General features: G+C 61.4%; 10 protein-coding genes and 1 other RNA gene. 8 read left to right on the forward strand and 3 right to left on the reverse strand.

Annotation, left to right across the window (positions count from 1 at the left end):
* Window positions 1-35: 35 nt before the first annotated feature.
* The 4 genes from VJ464_27100 (at window position 36) to VJ464_27115 (ending at window position 14,069) form a co-directional block, all read left to right on the forward strand.
* Complete coding sequence (locus VJ464_27100; GenBank protein ID HKQ08820.1) at window positions 36-7,862, forward strand: tetratricopeptide repeat protein; 7,827 nt, start codon at window positions 36-38, stop codon at window positions 7,860-7,862.
* Between the two features lie 12 nt (window positions 7,863-7,874).
* Window positions 7,875-9,755 (forward strand): hypothetical protein, encoded by a 1,881-nt coding sequence (locus VJ464_27105; GenBank protein HKQ08821.1) that lies wholly within the window; start codon window positions 7,875-7,877, stop codon window positions 9,753-9,755.
* A gap of 259 nt (window positions 9,756-10,014) precedes the next feature.
* Window positions 10,015-10,467, forward strand: coding sequence for a DUF3887 domain-containing protein (locus VJ464_27110; protein HKQ08822.1), 453 nt, complete (start codon window positions 10,015-10,017; stop codon window positions 10,465-10,467).
* Between the two features lie 134 nt (window positions 10,468-10,601).
* A complete protein-coding gene (locus VJ464_27115) occupies window positions 10,602-14,069 on the forward strand; it encodes a S8 family serine peptidase (GenBank protein ID HKQ08823.1) in 3,468 nt (1,155 codons plus the stop codon).
* A gap of 63 nt (window positions 14,070-14,132) precedes the next feature.
* On the opposite strand, the gene VJ464_27120 is transcribed toward VJ464_27115, so the two are convergent.
* The gene (locus VJ464_27120) at window positions 14,133-15,497 is read right to left on the reverse strand and encodes a S8 family serine peptidase (protein HKQ08824.1); all 1,365 of its coding nucleotides are present in this window, start codon (window positions 15,495-15,497) and stop codon (window positions 14,133-14,135) included.
* Window positions 15,498-15,642: 145 nt separating this feature from the next.
* Here VJ464_27120 and VJ464_27125 point away from each other — a divergent pair, with 145 nt between their 5' ends.
* The gene (locus VJ464_27125) at window positions 15,643-16,458 is read left to right on the forward strand and encodes a class I SAM-dependent methyltransferase (protein HKQ08825.1); all 816 of its coding nucleotides are present in this window, start codon (window positions 15,643-15,645) and stop codon (window positions 16,456-16,458) included.
* A gap of 24 nt (window positions 16,459-16,482) precedes the next feature.
* Here the strand turns inward: VJ464_27125 and VJ464_27130 are convergent, their stop codons facing one another.
* On the reverse strand, window positions 16,483-16,917 hold the full coding sequence (locus tag VJ464_27130) for a DUF4190 domain-containing protein (protein ID HKQ08826.1): 435 nt from the start codon (window positions 16,915-16,917) through the stop codon (window positions 16,483-16,485).
* A 494-nt stretch (window positions 16,918-17,411) separates the two neighbouring features.
* On the opposite strand from VJ464_27130, the gene ssrS reads away from it, so the two are divergent.
* Window positions 17,412-17,597, forward strand: a non-coding RNA gene (ssrS, locus tag VJ464_27135) — 6S RNA.
* 185 nt (window positions 17,598-17,782) lie between these two features.
* A complete protein-coding gene (ftsY, locus tag VJ464_27140; protein HKQ08827.1) occupies window positions 17,783-18,838 on the forward strand; it encodes a signal recognition particle-docking protein FtsY in 1,056 nt (351 codons plus the stop codon).
* Here the strand turns inward: ftsY and VJ464_27145 are convergent.
* Window positions 18,835-20,187, reverse strand: coding sequence for a cytochrome P450 (locus VJ464_27145; GenBank protein HKQ08828.1), 1,353 nt, complete (start codon window positions 20,185-20,187; stop codon window positions 18,835-18,837). The two genes, ftsY and VJ464_27145, sit on opposite strands and share 4 nt — an antisense overlap.
* A gap of 175 nt (window positions 20,188-20,362) precedes the next feature.
* Between VJ464_27145 and VJ464_27150 the strand changes: the two genes are divergently transcribed.
* On the forward strand, window positions 20,363-23,857 hold the full coding sequence (locus tag VJ464_27150; GenBank protein HKQ08829.1) for a TIR domain-containing protein: 3,495 nt from the start codon (window positions 20,363-20,365) through the stop codon (window positions 23,855-23,857).
* Window positions 23,858-23,866: the final 9 nt, after the last annotated feature.

The raw sequence follows: 23,866 nt of genomic DNA on the forward strand, positions 1-23,866 counted from the left end.
GGTTTGTCTTCACGATTTATTGATCGCAGGTGCTTATGCGCAAACGAATCTTTCTGACCGTCGCGATTGTCCTTTCGGTCGCTTCCCTTGCTGTTGCCACCCTGTTTGCACAGCGGGCGGCGCAGCGCGCGAAAACCTCAACTCCGAATGCTGCGGGTGGCCAGGCCACCGCCAAAGGCAAGCCGCCGGCGAATCGCAACCAGAGCGCCGCCACCGCGCCCTTGCGCCAGCCCGACCCGAATCGCGCCCCGCAAGCGGCGGTTGACGAAGCCCTCTACACCAAAGAAGAGTTCTTCGGCACTCAGGCGTCCGTCGCGCGGCCATATGCCCCGGCGCTTGAGCGCGTCGGCACCTTGCTTGTCCAGTATCCGAAAGATGCGCGATTGCACCTGCACGCGGCGCGGCTCTCTGAACGGCTCGGGCAATTCGATAAAGCCGCGACCGAGATGGCGCAATATGCCGACCTCCGCCGGCGCTCGCCCGATGCCTTGCGCCGGCTTGCGGTCTTCTATCACAACCGCGCCCGCTTCGCCGACGAAGTCAAAACGCTTGTCGAGCTCGGCAAAGCCTTGCCGGTGACCGAGCGCGCACCCATCTATAAACAGGCCGCCGGTATCGTGCGCGCCTATTCGCTCAAAGAGTACAAGCCGGCAGATTTCTTCGCCGAGCTGGTCGCCGCCGACCCGTCGAATATTCAACCGGTCAAAGACTACGTTGAAGAGCTGCAACTCGCCGAGAATCGCAAAGAGGCGCTGGAAGTGCTGACGACCTTCCAGCCGAAGTTCGCCGGTCAACTGGCTTACTTCTTGAAGACCCGCGCCGCGATACTCGAAGCGCAAGGCGACCGCCGCGCCGCCGAACAGGTTTATGACGCGGCCTTCGATCCGACGTGGCCGCGCGCCATCAGCGGCGATTATTACGAGCTGCTGCGCCGCTTCGGTCGCTACCGCGCGGTGCGCCGTGGCTTGCAGGAGCGGGCGCGCACCGCGAGCGACCTCAACACCGTCGCGCGCCTGTTCAGCATCTATTCTTACGAAGGCAACTTCGAGCCGGCCTCGCGCCTGCTGCGCGACCTGGAAGCGCGCCGCGCCGGTCGCGCCTCGTCACGCCCTGCGACGACGGGCGGCAACGCACAGCCAGCAGCCGTGAGCGCGTCGTGGAATGGCCGCGAGCTTGAAACCGTCGCGGCATTGTTCGCCTCCGTAGGCGACTTCGATCAGGCGTCGCGCTACCTCTACACACTTTACCTGACGGGCGGCTTGCAGCCCGGCAGCGCCTCGCGCGAAGAAGCCTTGCACCGGCTCTTCCGCGTCATGCTCGACGCCGCCGGCACGCCGACGCGGGTGGCGGCGGGCGACCTGTCGCTCTACAAAGACGTGGCGCAGGTAGACGCCCACCCGGGCTTTATGAACGGCGTGCTGTCGCTGATTCTTTCCGGCACCAACCCGGCGAGCGAATATGCGACGCAAGAGAAAGCCGCGGCCAGCTATTTCAACCGCGCCTTCGCCTATCGCATCTTCACCGCATTCAAACAGGAGTACGCGCAGTCGAAGTACCTCGCAGACATGTACCTCGGCGTCACCGAAGTCTTCGCCGGCCTCGGCGAGCATCGGCTGGCGATTGAAGCGGGCCGCGAATTCCAACAGCTCTATCCGACCTCGCCGCATTACACGGACGTGTCGCTGCGCATCGCCGACGCCTACGTGGCGCTGAAAGACCGCGCCGGCGAGCGCGCCGTGCTGAACGATTTGCTGGATCGCCTGGCGCGCTCGCGGCCCAAAGGGCGACCGCTGATCGCGACGACGGCGAAGCGCTGGACCTATGGCATCTCGCCGGCTTTTGACAAACTCGTGGACCGCATTCGCTATAACATCGAAGCCTACAGCGACACCTACGACCCGACCGAAGACAGCTCGGCAACCAGCTCGAACGAAGGCGACAGCGACGTGGATGCGGACGAGCCGACCAACTTCGGCGATGAAAGCGACAAGCGCGGGCCGACCTACAGCAGCGTGCTTGAGCGTTACGTCGCGTCGCTTGCCGCCGATGAGAAGAAGACGGAAACGGTCACCTTCTTCTGGAATGAAATCCGCAAGCATCCGGGCGAAGAAGGTCTATACGAACGGTTCCTGCGCTGGCTCGGCTCGGCCGAGCTGGTCAACGAGCAGTTGAAGGCGTACAACACGGCGATTCGCCAGTTCGATTCCAACACCTGGTATCACCGGCTGGCGCGCTGGTATGTGCGGCAGAAGCGCGGCAGGGAATTGCAGCGTTATTCGCGGCAGCTCATCAGCATCTTTGACGAAGAAGACATCACTGAATACCTGTTGCGCTTTGCCGGTTACGGCGCGTCGGCGGCGGGCGATTCGCTGAACTGGGATCAGAAGCTGGCCTTCGACCTTTACAGTTACGCGCACCAGCGCTTCCCGCAAAACCTTTTCTTCGTGCGCGGCATGCTGACTTACCTGGCGAATAACAAAGAGGTTGGGCCGTGGGCGCAGCTATCGGCGCAGTATTACTTCGCCGACCGCTCGATCCGCGAGCCGTTCCTCGCCTACCTGTCGAGCAACAACCAACTGCGCGACCGCTACCAGAAAGCCAGAAGTCAGGAGTCAGGAGTCAGGAGTCAGAATACCGGCGCAACCGTCACGACTTATCACGTCTTTGCGGCAGACGCGGCGCTATGGCTGTCGCATCACGACGAGGCGATTGATGCCTATCGGCAACTGACGGCACTCTATCCGGGCGAGCCGCAGTATGCCGACCGGCTGGCTGACCTGACGCGCTCGTTCGGCCAGCGCTCCGACAAGCTCTACGAAGAGTCCGCGCAGGTGCTGTCGCACATGGCCGAAATCTACCCGTCGGAGCATTCGTACCGCATCAAGGCCGGTGAAGCCTATGCCGAGCTGGGCGATTTCAAGCGCGCCGGCGCTGAGTGGAACAAGCTGACCCAGCTTGAGCCGGGCGAGCGCAACACCTATCTCGAAGTCGCGACGGTCTTCTGGGACTACTATCAATTCGATGATGCGCTGCGCGTCTTCAAGGAACTTCGCAGCCAGACCGGCGACCCGACCATCTATGCCTATCGCATGGGCGCGGTCTATGAAGGCAAGGGCGACATTGACGCGGCCATCGCCGAATACGTCAAGGTGTTGCCGGAACCCGGCGACGGGCGCAGCACCGTGGCCAAACGCCTGGCGCAACTTTCCAGACGCGCCGGCCTCGCTGACAAGATCGCCGCCGCTTATAACCAGGCGCGCACGGCTAAACCGGACGACTGGCAGTTAGTGATTGGCTACGCGCTCTACAACGCCGAGCGCGACCATCAGGCCGAGGCGCTCGCGGGCTTGCGCACGGAAGTATCGCGCTCATCAAACGTCGAGTTTCTCGAAAGCGTGCGCGATCTCTTCCAATATATCTTGCGGCCCGAAGACGAGCAGCAGGTCATCGCGCGCTTGACTCAGGTGGCGCGCGACGAGCGCGAAGCGATGACCTATCGCTTGCAGCTCGCGGCCTTCCTGGAACGCCACAATCAGGTGGACGAGGCGATCAAGAACATCGACAAGCTGGTCGCCGATTACCCTACGAACGTCGGCGTCGTCGAAGAAGCCTCGCAGTTCTACTGGCGCGCAGGCTTGCTCGACCGGGCGCTCGATCTCTACAAGCGGACGCTCGCCAGGGCGCAGGGGCCGAACCGCCGATTGCTGACCTTGCAGTACGCTCGTCGCTTGAGTGAAGCCAATAAGCTCACGGACGCCGAAGCGACGCTGCGCGCTTTCTACAACGAGAACCGCAGCGATACGGAAGTTTTTTCGGAGCTGGCGCGCACGCTCGGAGCCGAGAACAAGATGAACGACCTGGCGGCGCTTTATCAGGACGCCTTCAAGGACGTGAAAGAATCGGGGCTCACCGGCGACGACGCCAAAGCGCAGGTCGCCGATCTGCGCGCCGGGTTGATTCGCACCTACACGGCGCTCGGCAAGTTCAACGAAGCCGTGGACCAGCACATCGAGATCATCAACCTCTTCCCCGAAGACGCCGAGCGGCTGGCCACGGCTTACGAGTACGCCGAGGCGCACAACCTGCTCGACCGGCTGACGGCTTACTACGAGAAGCTGACGAAAGAGTCGTATAAGAACTATCGCTGGCAGGTGGTGCTGGGCCGCGTCTACGAGCGGCGCGGCAACCTGGCGGGCGCGACCGAGCAGTATCGCAACGCCGTCACCAACGAGCCGGAGCGCACCGATTTTCGGCTGACGCTGGCGAACCTGCTGACCCGGCAGCGGCGCTACGACGACGCCATCACCGTCTTGCGCGAGGGCTGGCAGTTGGCGGGCCGCGACCCATCGTGGCTGACAGAGGTGGCGCGCATACAGGTGTTACAGGGCAAGCGCGACGATGCGGTGCAGACCTTGCGGCAGGCGCTCGCTTCCAAGAAAGAGACCAAGGTCGCAGATCAAATCGTCGTCGCCCAGCGGCTCGCTTCGTGGGGCCTGTACGCCGAAGCCGTGCGCATCTATGAAACGGCGCTCGCGGCTTATCCCAAGGTGATGAAGGACGAATACCTCGGCGGCGATGCCATCAGCGGTTACGTACAGGCGCTGGTTCGGACACAGCCGGCGGGGCAGGTCTATCAAAAGCTCGCGCGCATGCGCTCGCAGTACGCCGCCATCGGCAGTAACTCGTCGGACACGGACAGCTATCGCGCCAAGAACGTCGTGCAGTATATCGATAGCGCCTTGCGAACAGACTTTGCCCGCGGCGTGATCGATTACGCCGGCTCGCAGGATGCTGCCGCCGTCGCGCAGGCGCTCACCGCCGAGACGGCGAAGCTGACGGCTTATACGGATGCCGACGAGCTGCGGCGCTATCTCGGCATTGCTCGCTCCGCCAATCTGGTTGAAGTCGAAGAGCGATTGCAGACGCGTTTGAAGGACGTGGCCTACGAGGGCCGCCCGAAAAATGCGCCGCAGCCGACCACGCAGGACACCAGCTATTACAGCGAGCTGCGCGCCCTGGTGGCGTTTTATGATCGCCACGCGGCTTACGCCAAGGCCGCCGAGGTAATCGCCGGTGAATTGAAGCGCGACCCGTACAAAGATCGCTTCGATTATCAAAACCAGATTGCCACCCAGTACCGATTGGCAGGCGACACGACGCGCGAGCTGGAATCGTTGCGCGCGGCCTATCAGAGCGCCAGCGGCGCTGAAGTGACGACTAACACGGACTGGGTCGAGCGCTATCTGACCTTGCTCTATGCGGCGAACCAGCGCGACGAGCTGGAACGCATCGCCGCCGCCGACAGCCCTTATCAACTGCAACTCGTCAACTTCTTGATCGAGAAGAATGACAAGGCGCTCGCCCGCCGGGCCATCAACAGCGCGGCGCGCTCGGTCGCCTGGAAGGCGTCGCGCAGCGGCGAAGTCGGCCTGTTTATGCGCGACACCTCGGCGGAAACCGAAGGGTTCTTCAAGCGCGCCCTCGACATCAAGAGCATCGGCGACATGCTCAACCGCAAGGTGGATGGCAACCAGACGCTGGTCGGCGATGACTGGTTCGTGGCGGCGCGGAATTATGGTTACTGGCTGGGGCTGACGCCGCAGCGCGGCAAAGAGAGCCTCGACTTTATCGCCGGCGAGATCGAAGGCCACCCTTCGAGCGAGAAGGCACAGCTTGAGCTGGCGGCCTACTATCTCGACCACAAAGACCTGACGCGGGCGGCGGCGCACACGGAGCTTGCCGCGGAGCTGGCGCCGGCGAGCACCGATGTCATCATCGCTCGCGGGTTACTGGCGATGGCGCGCGGCGACCGCAAGGCCGCCAGCGAACAGTGGGGCCGTTTGTTGAGCGGGCGCGTGTCGGTCGCCGATGCGCAGACCTACTTGAAGCTGATGGCCGATAACAACATGCTGCGCGAAGCGCTGCCGCCGCTGCAAAACTTCATCGTGAGTTTCGTCAACTATGCGACGCGGCGCAAGAACAGTGATGGCGATGTCAGCGGCCTCGATCCGCTGGTGCGCGAGATCGCGAATCGAGCGCGCGGCGACGCCAGGCTCACTGGTGACGTGGCGACTTTCTTCCACACCACGATGACCGAGCTTGGCGAGAATACCTCGATTGGCGAGTTGCTGATCGGTGAGAACCTGTTGCCCGAATCGGCGCTGGCCAGCATCTATCGCGCCGTCCATCAACGCTTGAGCGATCATGCGGCGGCGACGTTTGGCACCAGTGGTTATGAGACCGGCGAAGCGTCGCGGGCGCTCGGCGACTTCCGCCGCCAGTTCATCGATTACATGATTCGCAACCGCCAGTTCGACGAAGCGCGGCTGCTGGTGGCGACGATTAAGCATGAGCTGTCTGACGCACGGCTGGCGCTCAAGGCGCAGGGCGGCGACGACAGCGGCCCGACCGATGCAGAGACGCGTTACAACTGGGTGCCGCTGGCATCGGCGCTGATCGAGCTGCGCGCCGGCAAAGATGCCGCCAAAGCCATTGCCGAGCTGCGGATGTATTGCGGGCTGGACAGCGCCGAGGGCAAGCCGTCGGGAGTTGAGCAAGAAGACGGCAGTCGCGTTCACGGCGAATGTATTAACGCTTACAATCTGCTGCTCGCCGAAGGCCGCGAAGCCGACGCCGATGCGTTGCTCTATGACGCTTATCGCGTGGCGGCGCGGTCGCGGGCGATTGACGAAGGCAGCCTCGCGGGGCTGGCCGAAATCGAAGCGCGCCGTAATCACCCGGAAGAGGCGTCGCGCTGGCTGCGCTTGCTGGTCGAGCGTTCAACCGACAACCTGCGCGCCCTGCAACTGGCCGCCGAAACCGCCGCCCGCATCGCGCATTACAATGAAGCGATTGATTTCCGCGAGCAACTGGCGCGTGCCAATCCTGACGACGCGACCAACCGGCTAGAGCTGGCGCGGGCGATTGCCGCTTCCGGCAAGCCCGCTGATGCGCTCGAACGGATTGCGGCCTTAATTACAGAACGCGCGACGCCGAACCGCATCCGAGCGCAGGCCGCCGAAACCGTGGCCGACCTGGTTCGCGCTGACCGCTCGCTCGCTTCGCGTGCCGCATCGCTCTTTGAGCAGAAAGCCGCGCAGGGCGACGCCGGCGCATTGCTGGCGAGTGCAGCGGCGAGCGAAGCGGCGGGCAACGCCGGCGAAGCGCGCGCCGCGCTTTCGCGCATCACCGCGGGGTCGCTGGCGGCGGTGGCGCAACTGAAGCTCGGCGTCATCGCGCTTGCCGCGAACAATCAGCCAGAGGCGACGGCGAGCTTCGAGCGCGCGCTCTACCTGGACGCCGATGGCGAAGTCACCGAATCGGTGACCTACGCGATGGCCGGCCCGCGCGCCCAACTGATCGCGCTCTACAGCCGCGCCTCGCGCGACCTGGCGGCGGTGCGGCTTGCCGAAGAGGGCGGTGATTCAGGCAGCGAGCAGGACAAGCGCGCGCTGCTTAGCACAGCCGTTCGCCGGGCGCTCACCGCAGAGAATCAGCAGGCGAATAATGCAGAGGTCGAAGTTTCGTTCCAGCCGTCAATGGACGTGGCGCGGGCGCGCAGCAAAGGCTTGCGCACCATCGCCGAGCTGAACGACGCGGCGGTCGCACGGCTGCGGGTTGATCTGGTCGCGGCGCTCGTCGAATCGGCGGCGCGGCTCGGACAGTTGGATCGCGCCATCGCGCTCGAACGGCTGCGCGCCATCGAAGCGCGCAAGCCTGAGGAGAAGACCGCGATTGAAAAACGGCTCGCCGAGCTGCTGGCCGCCGAACAGGCACGGCAGGCGCGCGGCGCGCAGCTCTTGCGCATCGATCAGCAGAACACGTCGGGCGCGATCTTCACCGCGCGGGTGATCGGAAGATAGAAGGTGATAGTTATGAAAACCACAAGAGCGTTTGTCGTTCTCGTCCTTGTCATTGCGGCGCTGTGGCACGCGTCAGACGGCCAGCCGCAGCGGCCCCTTGCCGATCAACTGCGATTGGCCGGGGCGCTGCCGCGCGGCGCGCTCGTTTATGTGCAGGCGCGCGACCTGTCGGCGTTGATGAAGGCGTGGATGGCTTCGACCGTGCGCAACAAGTTTTACGCCAGCCCGAGCTACACCGCCTTCTCGAAGTCGCGCGTCTTTTTGAAATTCCAAGACCGTCGCGGCGACTTTGAAAAGGCGCTCGGCTTCGGCATTGACGAAGACCGGCTGACGGAGCTAGCGGGCGGCGCGTCGGCAGTGGCGGTCTATGACATCGGCAAGCTCGACATGGCCTTTGTCACCGAACTGCCGCGCGAGCGGGCGCTGCTGACCACGATGTTCAAAAGGCTGCCGCAGTTTCAGGAGCGCAATGCCGACGGCGGCATCTACTACGCCAAGGACGTGCAGACCGACGGCGGCAGGCTCAGCCAGCAATTCTGTTTTGCGCACGTCGGCGGCAAGTTGATCGTGACGACGAGCGAAGGCTTGATGATCCGCGCCCTCGCCGCGGTCAAGACCAACGGCGCGGATTCGCTGCTCGGCGACGTGATGGCGCTGGCCGAGCAGGCCAAAGGTTTCGCCACGCACGACCTGACGATCTGGCTCGATCAGGCGCGCTTGAACCGCGACCGCCTGTTCAACAGCTACTGGATTCATCAGAACGTCGGCAAAGAGTTGAACGGCATCGAAAGCGGCTTGCTCGACCTGCGCATCACGGCGCAAGGGTTGACCGAGCAGCGTTACTTCAAGTTGGCGGCCGGGGGCCGGGGGCCGGGGGCCGGTTCGCAGGCCGATGGTGAAGCGGGCTCGTTGAAAGGCAGTGACGCGGCGGCGCTGTTGAAGTTCGCGCCCGCCGACGCCCAGCTCGCAGAGATTCATCCACAGGTCAAAGCCGAAGACCTGGCCGATACCGTGACCAGTGCGCTGTTCGGCCACCTGCCGACCGCCGAACCGACGCGGCCCGATGTGTCGCGCCCGTCTTCCTCGGATGACGACAGCGGCGGGCGCACAGAGCGTTACAGCCAGCTCGATGCGCGCTTTGACGTCGACGTTGACGACGAGCAAGCGCCGCCGCGCGGCAACGCGCCGGCTCGCAAAGGCAAGGCAGAGGCCGCGCCGCAGACCGGGCCGACTTCGTTCGTCGCCGCGATGACCAGGCTCGCGCCGGTGGCGGTATGCGAGCTGACGCGCTCGAAAGCCGATCCCGACCGGCCATTCGTTCACTTCGAGCGCGCCGTGGTTGTTGAGATGAAGAGCGAAGCGGCGATAGACCGCGCGGCGCTCGAACGCGCCATCGTCGAAGAGATGCGGGCGCGTTTCGTCGTCGCCGGCGTAGACCCGCGCTTCACCTGGCAGGATGACGCTGGCGTCCGCGTGCTCGGCCAATCGTTGCTGGAGAAAGGCGCGGCTTATACGGTCACTGGAAAATATCTGGTGCTAGCTTCGAGCAAGCAGTTCGCCGCGGACATTGCGCAGGCCGCTGCCGCGACCGCTGAAGCGCCGCGCATTGACGGGACGGTCAGCTTCTACGCGCTGGTGCGCGTCAGTGAGGCGAAGCCGGTCTTCGACAAGCTGATGGCCAAGCTCGACGGCAAAGTCACCGCGCCGCCCGCGCCGAAAGTCAAGAAAGCCGATCAAGAGGAAGAGGAGAGTGCTGACGACAGCGCCAGCGAGGTCAAATTCTTCAGCGACAATGTGTCGAGCCTGGTGTCGGCGACGACCATCCGCGATATGCGGTTGCGGCGCGAATCGAGCGGCCAGATCATCAGCGAACGGCTGGTCTATTCGTTTTAGCACGCAGTAGGCAGTCCCGTAGGGACGCCATGTTTATAGCAACCAGTGTGGAAAAGAATCCAAGCTCCGTAGGAGCGCGATGTTGACATTTCGCCCCTACGAGGCTGGCGTTCTTATGATCGGCGTCAACTATAAACATCTCGTCCCTACGGGACTGGGTAACTGACAACTGGCAACTGCCTCTTGTAGGGCAACGCCAGGGCTGGTATTTTTCTTGCTCGTCAAAATCGTGATGTACACTCGGATTAATGAGGATTTGATGCGGAAGGTACTGGCTCTTTTCTTGTTGTCGCTTTTCATGGCAGGCTGTTCGATGCTGCCGCACGAAGCGCCGCCCGGAGATATTGATAAGGCGGCGGCGCTGTTTGTGCAACGCTTGAATGCCGCGCAGTATGACGCCATCTATAAGGACGCCGCTCGGAAGTTCAAAGACAACCAGACGAAAGAAACGATCCTGGAAAGCCTGAAAGAACTGACCGCCAAAGGCAAGCTGCAAGAGTATCGGCGCATCAAGATGGCCTATGAAGGCGAAGGCAAAGATCGCGTCGCTTCGCCGATCTATAGCGCCGCGTTTGAACAGACGCGGGGCGACCTGACGCTGAATTTCATTGACGAAAGCGGCGAGTGGAAACTGGTCGGCTTCGCCTTCAAGCAACGCGCACAGTCCCGCGTTGAACAGCCGCGAACGGATGTTGCCGCGGCGTCTCTGTAAAATGTGCTTGGCCGCGATGCTCGTTTGAGGCTCCCAGCATTCGCGTCAACCCCCGATGATTGATCTTATATTTCTTTCACGGCGCTCGTCGCGCGCCGTTTGATCCGTGCCGACAGCTGAAACCCGGAGGCATTATGAACCGTGGATTGCTTGTGTTGCTCGTCGTTGCGAGCTTTGCGCTTACCATGATAGTCGCCGCTGATGGCCGGCTGATTTCAACCGCGGACGACACCGCTCATCAATCGGCAAAGCGGCTGGCCGCAAGCCGCAGTGCGATGACCGCCGCCGCCCACGCTTACCGCAGCCCTGGCCGTTTCCGCAAAGTCGTCATCGATGCGAACAACGCCGATGCGCGCGCGCGCGCCGCGGCCAGCGGCGCAATCGAGGTGGCCGATTACGGCTCGTACAGGCTCTTCGTAATGGACAACGACGCGCTCGCCGCCGACCTGGCGACGCGGCGTCACGACGACATGGTAACCTCAGAGACCACTCCGCCTTCGTTTGAAGTGCGCGACGATTTCAACCTTTTGCTGTTGCGCGCCGGCGCGATTGATACCACGGACGAGAGCGCCCCCGGTCGCTTCGTTGGGTTCGGCGGCGCATCATCGATGACGGCGCAATCGGCTAGTCCTCGCCCGCCATCAACCACCATCTCGTCGCCGCTGCGCTTGATTCAATTCATCGGCCCGGTGAAAAGCGAGTGGCTCAAGGCGTTGCGCGCCAGCGGTCTTGAGCCGATTGCTTATGTGCCGAACAACGCTTACCTGGTGCGGGGCACCGCGGCGGCGGCCAGTAGCCTGATGCGCATGGCGGCGCGCGAGTCGTTCGTTCAATGGGAAGGGGCCTTCGCCGACGATTACAAGATTCACCCGCGCCTCAAAGAGATGATCCACGATCAGGGGGACGCGCTCATCAACGTCGCCCTCCAGGTCGCCGCCGACCCCGGCGCGCCGGACAGTGCTTCCGCCGCCGACGTGAAGGCCGCCCGGCGGCTGGCGTCAGCCGTGCTGCTCGACGCGCATCCGGTGCTGAACTTCATCAACCTGCGACTGACCGTCAGCGCCAGCAAGGTTGCAGAGCTGGCGGCGCTCGCCAACGTCGTCAACATCGAGCCGTGGAACGCGCCGCAACTCTTCGACGAGCGCTCGGCACAGATCGTCGCCGGGCAACTGGCCAGCGATTTCAAAGGGCCGACCGGGCCGGGCTATATGAGCTGGTTGCAAGCGCATGGCTTCACGTCGCGCTTCAACTTTGCGATTGATGTGACCGACACCGGACTGGACCGCGGCGCGACGACGGCGGACAAGCTGCACGCCGCTTTCCTTGACGGCAGCGGCCAGAGCCGCATTTCTTATGCGCGTGATTACACGTCTGACCTCGACCCCGGCGACGTTGAAGGCCACGGCACTATCAACATGTCGATTGCCGCAGGCATGGCGACTGCCGATAAAGACGGACGCGACGGCAACGGCTATTACCTGGGGCTGGGTATTGCGCCGTTCGCCATGATCGGCTCGTCACGAATCTTTAAATCGTCGGGCCGCTTCGACCTGATTGATCCGTTCACCAAGCTGATCTCGGAAGCCTACCGTGACGGGGCGCGCGTCTCGTCGAATAGTTGGGGTGACGGCGACAACTCTTACTCGATTGACTCGCAGGAATATGATTCGCGCACGCGCGACGCGGTGCCCTCGCAGGCGGGCAATCAAGACATTCTCATGTGCTTTGCGGCGGGCAACTCCGGCGGCACCAGCCGCGTCGGCTCGCCCAGCACTGCCAAGAACGTGCTTTCTGTAGGCGCGAGCCAGAGCACACGCCAGGGCGGCAAAGACGGCTGCGGCGTGAGCGATGTAGATTCGGAGAACGCCATGAGCATCGCGTTCTTCTCGTCGGGCGGCCCGAGTTACGATGGGCGCATCAAGCCTGACCTTGTCGCGCCGGGAACGCATGTGGCCGGCGCCGCTTCGCAGCACCCCGACTTCAACGGCGCGTCGGTTTGCGGCGAAGCGTTCGGCAAGCCCTACTTCCCGCAAAACCAGACGCTCTACACATGGTCGTCGGGCACCAGCCATTCGACGCCGCAAGTCGCGGGCGGCGCGGCGCTGGCGCGGCAGTTCTTCCTCAATCGCGGCGAAGAGCCGAGCGCGGCGCTCATCAAAGCGCTGCTGCTGGCGACGACCAGCTACATGACCGGGAGCGAAGCGAAAGGCGATCTGCCGCACGTCAAACAAGGGTGGGGATTGATGAACCTCAACCGCACCTTTGATAACGTCCCGAAGTTTTTCGTGAATCAGACGACCGTGTTTAACGACAGCGGCCAGGAGATGGTCTTGACCGGTGAAGTCAAAGACGCGACACAGCCGTTCCGTGTCACGCTCTGCTGGACGGACGCGCCGGGATTTTCAGGGGCCGCGCCATGGGTCAATGACCTCAACCTGGAAGTGACGATCAACGGGCAGGTCTATCGCGGCAACAACTTTCACGGGCAGGAGTCGCAGCCGGGCGGCGTCGCCGACACCAGGAACAACGTCGAAGCGGTCTGGCTGCCGGCGGGCACGGTCGGCACGTTCGTGGTTCGCGTGCGCGCCGCAAACGTTGCCGGCGACGGCGTGCCGGGCAACAATGATGCAAGCGATCAGGATTTCGCGCTGGTCGTCTATAACGGCGAGCGCAAAGAAGCGGCGGCGGCTTCGGTAGCCAATGTTACACTCGCGGGCGGGGCTGATGGGTTCGCTGACCCGGGCGAATCCGTGACGATGCAGGTTAACCTCGGTGACCTTGCGCCGGTGACGCTTGCGGGCGGTCACGGTGTTCTGGCGTCGAAGACGCCGGGCGTGAGCGTGACCGTCGCGGCGGTCGATTTCCCCAACATCGCGCCGGGCCAGACGGCCACCGGCCTGACGCCGTTCGCCTTTACAGTAGACCGCGGCGTCGCTTGCGGCAGCGTCATTCAGTTCACGCTCGACGTGACCAGCGGCGGGCTGCTGTCGCGCGTGCCCTTCTCGATCATGGTTGGCCGCGCCGCGCCGGTCGAGCTGTTCGCTGACGACATCGAATCGGGCGAGAGCAAATGGACACACGCCAGCCTGCTCAAAAAGAAGAAGAAGAAAGTGCCGCTAGACACATGGTCGCTTAGCTCGCGCCGCACGCACGGCGGCTCGCAGGTCTGGTTCAGCAGCGATCCCGGCCAGGCGACCGACACCTATCTGGCGACGCAGCCGATCACACTGCCTGCGGACGGGCGTAACTTGCAGCTCGCGTTTTATCATATGTTCGAGTTCGAGCGCGGCATGTTCGACGGCGGCATTTTAGAAATTTCGACGGGCGGCGACTTTGAAGACCTGGGGCCGAAGATCATCAAGGGCGGTTATACAGGCACGGTCTGGGAAGGCGGAAGCAGCGCGCTGGCCGGAAGCGCGGCGTGGGTGGATGGCCGCCTCGGCAGCTATCAGCAAGTCATTGTTGACCTGTCGAGTTATGCCGGCAAGACCGTGACCATTCGCTTCCACTTCAGTAGCGATATCGACATCGGCGGGCTCGGCTGGTACATCGATGATGTCAGCCTGCGCGGCGACCGCGTCAGTTGCACGCCGGCGAATTAGCGCGGATTGCAATCGGGTGTAGCGCAATCTATTAGATTGCGCTACATCTTATCGAAAACCGCTTTACGCCGCGGGCGTAGAGTCGCGCCATTCATAATGGCGGATGCCGCGCATCGCCATGGCATAGGCGATTGCCGCGCGCGGATGCACCATGCCCCAGCCCTGCCGGTCTACCTGCGCGTTCGGCAAGCGCACCGCCGTCTTAATCAATGCCAGCTTCACTTCGTGCGGCTTGAGGTCGGGAACCGCTTCGAGCATCTGCGCCGCAATCGAAGAGACGATGGGCGCGGCGAAGCTGGTGCCGTCAACGTGCTTGTAGCTGCCGCTGATGACATTATTGTCGCGCACCTTGATCCAGACCAGGTGGCGGATCAGGTAAGGCGCAAGATTCGCCGCCTGATCCAGGTCTTCATCAACCCCCGGATGCTGGCGAATGATCTGGCTCAACTCTTCCTCGCGCGCATGCTCGAGCTTCGACAAGAGGATCGCTTGCTCTGAAGTCGGCGTGCCGGGCAGGATCGGCGCAGCGACCCAGATGCCCGGCGCGATCACTTCGGGCTTCTGCAATCCGTCAATCGTCGGGCCATAGCTCGAACGGTAGAGGTCGTTGTCATCGAATTCGAGATTGTTCTTGTCGTCGAGGCCGCCTACGGTAATCACCGAAGGCGCCGAAGCCGGCGGCAGCACCGGATGATTCGGCAGGTGGCCGGAATTGCCCGCGGCGGCGACGACGATCAGGCCGGCGCGGGTCGCGTCTTCGGCGGCTTGCGAAAGCTCGTCGGTCAGGTAGCTCGCCTCGTAATCGCCGCCCGCCGAGATATTGACGATGCGGATATTGTACTGCTCGCGGTTGCGGATGACCCAGCGCAGGCCGCGCGTGATGTCGCGGTGGCGGACGCGCGCCGAGACGCCGATCTTGATCAGCACAACGTTGGCTTCACTGGCGATGCCGCGATAGAGGCCCTTCGATAGGTAACCGTTACCCGCCGCGACTACGGAAGTCATCAGCCCATGCCAGGATGAGACCTTAGGGACGACCAGATCGGCGACGCGCGTGCGGTCGACGAGGTTGACGTACTTCAGCAAACGGCTGCGCGGCTGCGTCAGGTCGGGATGCGCGTAGAAGCCTGCGTCTAAGAAAGCGATGGTGACGCCGCGCCCGCGAAACTCGTCCGGCGCGTCGAGCCTTAAAGGCGTCGGCACGATCTTGACCTCCTGCTCGGTGAAGGTCGGAAACTTGGCCGATAATTCGTCGCGCAGGCGGGCGTAGCGGCGCACGCAGTCGGCGCAAATTTGCTGGCCGGGCTCCCAGCGGTGCATATTGACGGCAAGTAACGGGCGCAGCGTGTCGTCAATGGCATCGGACTGGAGAACTTGCGACGAGGTGACGTCGCGGAAGCAAACGGGGCAGTTGATTCGCTCTTGCATAGTCGAACTCGGATGACAGCGCAAAGCAGCATTCTAGCGATGTGAGCCGCCGCGTGCAAAGCCGGCTTGCGCTTTCGTCGGCCAACATATTGCCGGCCTTGCCATTCTTCTCGCCGCTTTTCGCCGCGTGCTATCATGATCATGTATGACGACGAACAATGAGAAAGAATTAGCCTATCGTTATGACCTTTTCATCACGCCTGGCTGGCGTGACCGTTTTGACGCGCTGATCAACGAGAATATCGAGATGCCGACCGAAGGCCGCATCCTCGACATCAACAGCGGCACCGGCGCGCACGCCATCGAGCTGGCCGAGCGCATGCGCGGCAAAGGCGAAGTCATCGCCCTTGACCCGAGCGCCGAGCGGATCGAGCTGGCACGCGCCAAAGCGCTGGTGAAAAAGATCGAAGACGTAACCTTCGAGCAAGGCGGCGCGCCGCCTCTGCGCTTTGCCGACCGTGAGTTCGATGGCGTCATCGGCGACGCCTCGTTGCTGCACGTCGGCGCCGCCGCGCCTTTGCTCGTAGAGATGCTGCGCGTCGCCGAATTGGACGCGCCGGTGGTGCTGAAGCTGGCAACACGCGGCAGCTTCGACGAATTCTTTTCGATCTACTGGGAAGCCCTGCACGATATAGGCATAGACGAGCAGGTGTGGGCGCGATTGGAAGCGTTGATTAACGAACGCCCGACGATCTCGGATGCCGAAGCGCTGGCCGCGCGCGCCGGCTTGCGCGACCTGCAAAGCTTTTCAAGCAGAGAGGAGTTCACCTTTGAGACCGGCGACGCCTTTATGGATTCACCGCTGATCAAAGACACATTCCTCGACGAGTGGCTGGCGATCATTTCTGCGGCGCGGCGCGAGGAAGTCAGCCGGCGCATTGTTGCGATCATTGATCGCGAGCGCCTGGAAGCGGACTTCGACGTATCGATCAAGGCGACATTGATTGCGGGCCGCAAATGAGCGAGCCCGCCCGTCGCGACCCTTTTACATCTTGAAGAAGGACAGCAGCTTCATCGCATAAGTGATGAGGCAGCCCTGAGCAATCATTCCGAGACCGCCGATGACCATGCCGGCCATCGCCGAGCCGCGCCCGTCTTCGACATTCATCTCTTTCAGCGTGCGCATGGAAAACGTTCCGTAAAGGATCGCGGCAATCCCCAGGGCGATGCCAAAGAGCGGGAAGAAGCTCGACAGTGCCAGGATGACCGCGTTATTGGCGCGATCCTGTGCCTTTTCCACCCGCGTCTGATCATCCATCTGTTTGGGCAGGGTTTTCAGGCGGCTATATTTAGTGGGCAGCGCCACCGGCGCGCTTTCATCGAAGACGGTGCCGGTCTTGGCTCCGCAGTAATTACATTGGGCAACGCCGAAAACCAGCGGCATGCCGCAATCGAAACAGGCTTTGCTTGCCGTCGCCATACGACCTCAACTCTCCGGGGGCGGGGACTTTTGTGGTGTTCTAGGATTTCTTGTAACACAACTGAGGGGCCGCTTCAAGAGTTGCTTCCGGCGGCATTCCAGCGGCCGTGCAGATTGCAAAAACGCCCGGCAGCCTGCCCCCAGCCGGCGAAAATCTTCCGGGCAATGAAGCGCCCGTAGGCGCATAAATCACTGTCATTATTGGCGCGCTTACCCAAGTGGGTGAGCCGCCCGTCGGGGGTATTGCATTGAGCTGGAAGTTATGGTAAAAATAGATCAACTGAAAGCAGCAATTGAGGTGCCTCCTCAATTCCTGAAGTGAGCGGAATGGTAGAGGACGAGAAGCTGGATGTGCAGATCTCGTCCTCATTTTTTATGGCCCGATCCCCACACCGCAATGCAACTCACACGGCGAGCCCCTGTGTCAAGCCGCGCATGCGCATGGTTAATTCTTGACCGCGTCCGTTTGGCTTGTGTAGTATGCAAACGGCAGAGGGCTTCTGCAAAGTGCGTGATTGACTTGCTAGTTTTTTACCAACGCCTAGAAAACGGGGGCCGGGTATAGCGCGGATCACGAGCAATGCCCCACAAGATCGGGGATGCCAATGACCGCACTCGGGTCACCCACCTGCTTAGTGCAGGTTCAAAACTAGCTCGACACACGGCCGCGCGGTTGCCCTCGCGGACTCCTTCCTGTGATGATCGCCCGCCGCAACAATCTCGTGCGATACACGGACGGTGAAGACCTGCAAAGCGGCTTGCGTTGACGCTATTTTGTGGCGGGTGCTAACCTTGAAACTTGCTTTCCACGCGGCGCTTGTGGCGATCACATTGACGACTCATTTATTGGAGCAATCTTTATCTCATGGCTTTATTCTGGAAACGTAAACAAGAATCCGCTTACATCTCGCTCGGCCTCAATCGCGAGGCCACCGAGGAAGAGAAGAAGATCGCCGAGCGCCGCCACGAAGGGCCGGAGCCGGATATCGTTGATAAGCTCAAGGAGGCGGTGACCGCGACGCGCGAAACCCTCTCTGAGCGCATTGAAGCCGTCGTCGGCGTTAAGCGTGAGATCGATGCACAGGTGCTGGACGAGCTGGAAGAGGCGCTGATCGGCGCAGACCTCGGCGTGCAAACCTCGCTCGACATCATCGAGAAAGCGCGCCAGCAGGTCAGCCGCAAACAGCTCAATGATGTGGACGAGTTGAAACGGCTCATCAAGGACGAGCTGAAAGCGATTCTCGACAGCGCCGACCGCCATCGCCAGCGCGGCACGGTCGCTTCCGAAACCGAGGTGCCGCTCGACATTAAGCCCTACGTGGTGATGATCGTCGGCGTCAACGGCGTCGGCAAGACGACGACTATCGGCAAGCTGGCGCACCGCATCAAGAGCGAAGGCAACGAGGTGCTGATCTGTGCGGCAGACACTTTCCGCGCCGCCGCTAACGACCAGTTGAGCATCTGGGCCGAGCGCTCGGGGGTGCCGCTGATTCAACAGAAGCCCGGCACAGACCCGTCGGCAGTCTTGTTCGACTCGATTGTCTCGGCCAAATCGCGCGAGGCGGATGTGCTGATCGTGGATACGGCAGGCCGGCTGCACACCAAGCTGAATCTGATGCAGGAGCTTGAGAAGATGCGCCGCATCGCGGGCCGTGAAGTGACGAGCGCCCCCCATGAAGTCTTGCTGGTGATTGACGCGGTGACCGGCCAGAATGGCCTTGAGCAAGCTCGTCAGTTCACCAAAGCGGTGCCGGTAACCGGGCTGGTGCTGACCAAGCTCGACGGCACGGCAAAAGGCGGCATCGTCATCGCCATCGCCAAAGAGCTAGGCATCCCGATTCGTTATGTGGGTGTCGGCGAAAAGATGAACGACTTGATCGAGTTTAACTCGGAAGCCTACATCAACGGCCTGTTTGATTAAACACCTGCCGTTCTTTTTTCCAGCCGCATACGAATGCCATTCTTCGCTCTGAGCGTGATCATCGGTCGCGGCGCGACCGTTTGATCGGGCGCGAGCCGCAGCCGCCACGGCTGCGCAATCGTCGCCATCAATAGCACGCCTTCCATCCATGCGAAGCCTTCGCCGATGCAGACACGCGGGCCGCCGCCGAACGGGAAATAAGCGAATTTCGGTCGCGCCTCGCGCGCTGCTGTCGTCCAACGCTCTGGATCGAAGCGCGCCGGCTCAAGGTAATACCGCGGGTTGCGGTGCATCACGTAAGGGCTCATCAAGATGATGGCGCGCGCCGGAACGGTGTAATCGCCGATGCGGTAATCGCCGATGGCCCGCCGCCCGATGGCCCATGCCGGCGGGTAGAGGCGCATGGCTTCGGCCAGCACCATCTCCGTATAACGCAATCGCGGGAAGTCTTCCGCCGTTGGCAGTCGGCCTTGCAAGACCGCATCGATCTCTTCGTGCAGCCGTGCCTCGACTTCCGGGTGTTGAGAGAGCAGAAACCATGTCCAGGTCAGGGCGTTGGCGGTGGTTTCGTGGCCGGCGAGAAAAATCGTCATCGCTTCGTCGCGCAGTTGCCGGTCGCTCATGCCCGTGCCGTCGCCTTCCGTGTCGGTGGCGAGCAAAAGCATGGAGAGCAGGTCGCCGCGATCTTCGCCCGCTGCGCGGCGCTCGTTGATGATGCGATAGATCGTCTCGTCGAGTCGCGCCCGCGCCCTGGCAAAGCGGAAGTTCGACGGCAGCGGTAACAGTTCAAGCAGCCACGGAAACGGCGTCGTGATCCGATCAAACATATGCATGATGTCTGTGAGCGCCGCGCCGATGGCGCGTGCTTCGCCTTCAACGTCGGCGTCGAACAGGGTCTTGCCGACGATGGCCAGCGTCAGCCCCATCATCTCTTGCGAGATGTCGAGCGTCTGCCCGTCCTGCCAGCGCCCGCGGTGACGCGCGCCGTAGCGGGCCATCACGTCGGCGTAGCCCTGAATGCGTTTGTGGTGAAACGCCGGCTGTGCGAGCCTGCGCTGGCGGCGGTGAAAGTCGCCTTCGCTGGTCAGCAAGCCTTCGCCTAAAAACCGCTTGGCCATCTCAAGGCCGCGGCTCTTGGTGAAGTTGCGATTGTTGGTTACCAGCACGTCACGAACCGTGTCGGGGTGATTGATGAAGAAGATGTCCTGCGGCCCGAACTTGAAATGCACGAGGTCGCCGTAGTCGCGCGCCGCGTCGAGCAAGAAGTTCAGCGGGTCACGGCGGAAACCCATCAGATGACCCATGATCGGCTGACGTTTCGGACTCGGCGGATGCAGTGCTACTGCCATTCATTGACTCCCACAAACTGAGAAGATGCGAACGCCATGATTATGCGCAGATTTCCGGCGCACTTGCCATTGTGAGAATCCGAGTCCGTAGCTAAAATCTCTCCCGGCGATACAATGCTTCTGATTCAGTAGATTGTGGCCACAAGCAGCTTGCATCCTTCTAAGGGGAGCGTCTATGGACGAACAAGAACCTGAACAACCAGAATCTCAAACTACAGACTTTACTGAAATTGGCGGCTCTCCCGTGCCCGGCCTCACCCTGCGCCACGTCTTGCGCGGGCATACCGGGTATATAAACCGCATCACATGGTCGCCGGATGGTCAGTACCTCGCCTCACCTTCTATGGACAAAACCATTCGGATATGGGACACGCATAGCGGAGCGTGTATACACACTTTGCAGGATACCGATGGGGTTATGAGTGTGGCGTGGTCGCCGGATGGTCAGCGCCTCGCCTCGGCTTCTTATTCTGAGACCACCCGCCTGTGGGATACCGACAGCGGTAATCATTTGCAAACGCTGGGAAGGTATTCCAAACGACCCGCTAGCGTGGCGTGGTCGCCCGATGGTCAGATGCTTGCATCAGAGGGAGACCAAGGTATACAGCTATGGGATGCTAAGACTTGGAGGAATCTTCACACTTTTCAAGGTGCTGATGGAATTTATAGCCTGTCATGGTCACCTGATGGATTAATGATTGCGTCTGCTTTAGTGGCGCACACTGTTAAACTTTGGAGTATAAGATCTAGGATGCTAGATAAGGAATTAAAGGGACACACATCTTCTGTATTTGATACTACTTGGTCACCTGATGGAAAACTGCTCGCTTCCTGCTCGGGTGATAAGAGTATTCGACTTTGGAATCCTAGAACTGGACAACAGATTAGTGTTATAGAAGGTCACACAGATGCTATTAGTTCTGTTTCCTTTTCTGCCAAGGGTAACTTACTTGCATCAAGGTCCAATGATAATACTGTAAGCCTCTGGCGTTGTAAAACTTGGGAGAATTTAGCTGTTATCCGTTCAACAAAAAATAAAGACGGACCATTTTATGCAGGTGTAGCATTTAATCCACTAAAATCTATTTTAGCCACCCTTGGCGAAGAGGATACTATCATCCGTATTTGGGAGCTGGATGAAGCTACCCTGCTCGGTCAGGCGCAAGAGAGCGTCAATTACACCACCGCCAAACTCGTTTTGGTCGGCGATTCGGGCGTCGGCAAAACCGGCCTAGGGTGGCGGCTCGCGCACGACGAGTTCAAGGAACATTCCTCTACGCACGGGCAGCAGTTTTGGCCCATCAAGCAACTCGGCCTCAAGCGTAAAGACGGCACCGAGTGCGAAGCCGTGCTGTGGGACTTGGCCGGCCAGCACGTCTATCGGCAAATCCACTCCATCTTTCTCGAAAACGTCGCCGCCGCGCTGGTGCTGTTCGACCCCAGCAATCGGCAAGAACCGCTCAAGGGCGTGCAGTTCTGGCTGGAGCAGCTCAAAGGCAAAGGCGAACTGCCGCCCGCCGTGCTCGTCGGCGCACGCGTAGACCGCGGCGCGCCCGCACTCTCACAGCAAGAACTCGATCAGTTCTGCCAGCGCTATGGCGTCCGCGGCGGCTACATCAGCACCAGTGCCCTGAGCGGCGAAGGATTGGAAGCTCTGCTCGAAACGCTCAAGGCGCAGATTCCGTGGGAGGAGATGACGGCGACGGTCACCACCGTCACCTTCAAACGGATCAAAGACTATGTGCTGGCGCTCAAAGAAAAGCCTGACCGCCAGGGCGTGCTGGTCAGCCCTTCCGCCTTGCGCGAACAACTGCAAGGGACCGACGCAGAATGGCGCTTCACCGACGCCGAGATGATGACCGCGGTGGGACATCTGGAAAATCATGGCTATGTCACCATCCTGCGCAGCTCGGCGGGCGAGCAACATATCTTGCTCATACCCGAGTTGCTGGTGACGCTCGCTTCATCCATCGTCTTGCTCGCAGACAAACACCCGCGCGAGCTGGGCGCAGTCAGCGAGACTGAACTCTTGCACGGCAAATTCACGTTCGACGAACTCGCGGGTCTGTCGCCAGCCGAAAGCCAGATTCTGCTTGACGCCGCCGTGCTGCGCTTCTTGCAGCACAACATCTGCTTCCGCGAGACGCTGAATGAAGAAACGTTGCTGATCTTCCCCGGCCTCATCAAGCAGAAGCGCCCGCTGCAAGACGACATGCCCGCAACCGAAGACATCTCTTACGTGGTGCGCGGGCGGGTGGAAAACCTCTACGCGTCGCTGGTGGTCTTGCTCGGCTACACGCCGTCGTTCACGCGCATCAACCAGTGGCAGAACCAGGCGCAGTATGAAATGGGCGAAGGCGAAATCTGCGGCTTCCGCTTGATCGAAGACCGCGAGGGCGAAATTGAAGTCGTGCTATATTACGGCGACCGGCTGCCGCCGCGTGGGCGCACGCAGTTTCAGGGACTATTCGAGCAGTTCCTCTACCAGCGCGATGTCGAGGTGACGCGCTTCCCGCCGGTCATCTGCCCGCAAGGTCATCGGCAAGAGCGCGCCACGGTGATTAAGCGCGTGCGTGAGGGCAAGCGGTTCGTGTACTGCGAGGAATGCGGCGAGAAGACCGACCTGCCGAGCTTTGACCAGCCGCCGGACATGGGCATTCGCGCATCGCTGTGGCTGCAACGCGAAGAGGCGGCGGCGCGCTTGCGCAGCGCCTATGAAGTGCAACTGACAAAGATCAAAGGCTACCGGCGCGGCTGGGCGATGCCACGCGCGTACGTTAGCCATCTTCCCGAAGAAGCCGAATGGGCCGCAGAACTCATTCACGACTTGCGCGACGCGGGCGTCTACGTCGTCGAGCAAGCCGCGCAAGTTCAGCCCGATGATTTTGTGATTGTCGTGGACGCGCCCGCTTATAAAAAGGCGTTTGGCAAAGCAGCGCTTGCCGCCGACAAGCCGCTTGTTCAAGCGCGCTTTGGCGGGCGGCAATTGATTTCACTCGCACGGACGGGGCAGAGCGCGGCGCACGAATTCAAGCACTGCACGCCCGGCAGTTTTTGCGACGATACGCACTACCCGGTGAGCCTGTTCGATCTGGTGCTGAACTTATACGCCATCCCGTTCACTCACTCAGGCTTCGCGCCTCTGCGTCAAGCCTTGCACGAGCAGTGGGAGCGAACCTTGGCGGGGAAGCAAGCAGCCGAAGACAATTCACCGTTCAAGATATTCATCAGCTATTCGCATAAGGACAAAAGATTCAAGGATGAACTGGTGACGATGCTTGCCGGTCTACAACGCCGCAAGATTGTTGACGCCTGGCAAGACCGGCAAATTGAACCGGGTGACGAGTGGCATAAGTCCATCAATGACGCGATGAGCGATTGCGATCTTGCGTTGTTGCTGGTTAGCCCAGATTACCTAGCGTCGCGTTTCATTCAAGAGGAGGAACAGCCAAAACTGGCGCAGCGTCGCCAGGAAATGCAACTGCGCGTGATCCCCATCATCGTTCGCCCTTGTACATGGCAAAGCGAACCCGTGCTGAAAGACCTGCAAGTCTTGCCAGAGGATGGCAAGTCCATCAGTGAATTTCCGAAAGCCGGCGGCAAGCGGGACAAAGTTTGGACGGAGATCGCAACCATCATTGAGAAACGCGCGAAAGCACAAAGCGAATGAACACCGACC

This window comes from Blastocatellia bacterium (assembly GCA_035275065.1).
In the GTDB taxonomy this organism is placed as follows: domain Bacteria; phylum Acidobacteriota; class Blastocatellia; order UBA7656; family UBA7656; genus DATENM01.

Coding starts and splice junctions, on each gene's coding strand:
- VJ464_27100 (HKQ08820.1), top strand. CDS start 36: ATGCGCAAACGAATCTTTCTGACCGTCGCGATTGTCCTTTCGGTCGCT.
- VJ464_27105 (HKQ08821.1), top strand. CDS start 7,875: ATGAAAACCACAAGAGCGTTTGTCGTTCTCGTCCTTGTCATTGCGGCG.
- VJ464_27110 (HKQ08822.1), top strand. CDS start 10,015: ATGCGGAAGGTACTGGCTCTTTTCTTGTTGTCGCTTTTCATGGCAGGC.
- VJ464_27115 (HKQ08823.1), top strand. CDS start 10,602: ATGAACCGTGGATTGCTTGTGTTGCTCGTCGTTGCGAGCTTTGCGCTT.
- VJ464_27120 (HKQ08824.1), bottom strand. CDS start 15,497: ATGCAAGAGCGAATCAACTGCCCCGTTTGCTTCCGCGACGTCACCTCG.
- VJ464_27125 (HKQ08825.1), top strand. CDS start 15,643: ATGACGACGAACAATGAGAAAGAATTAGCCTATCGTTATGACCTTTTC.
- VJ464_27130 (HKQ08826.1), bottom strand. CDS start 16,917: ATGGCGACGGCAAGCAAAGCCTGTTTCGATTGCGGCATGCCGCTGGTT.
- ftsY (HKQ08827.1), top strand. CDS start 17,783: ATGGCTTTATTCTGGAAACGTAAACAAGAATCCGCTTACATCTCGCTC.
- VJ464_27145 (HKQ08828.1), bottom strand. CDS start 20,187: ATGGCAGTAGCACTGCATCCGCCGAGTCCGAAACGTCAGCCGATCATG.
- VJ464_27150 (HKQ08829.1), top strand. CDS start 20,363: ATGGACGAACAAGAACCTGAACAACCAGAATCTCAAACTACAGACTTT.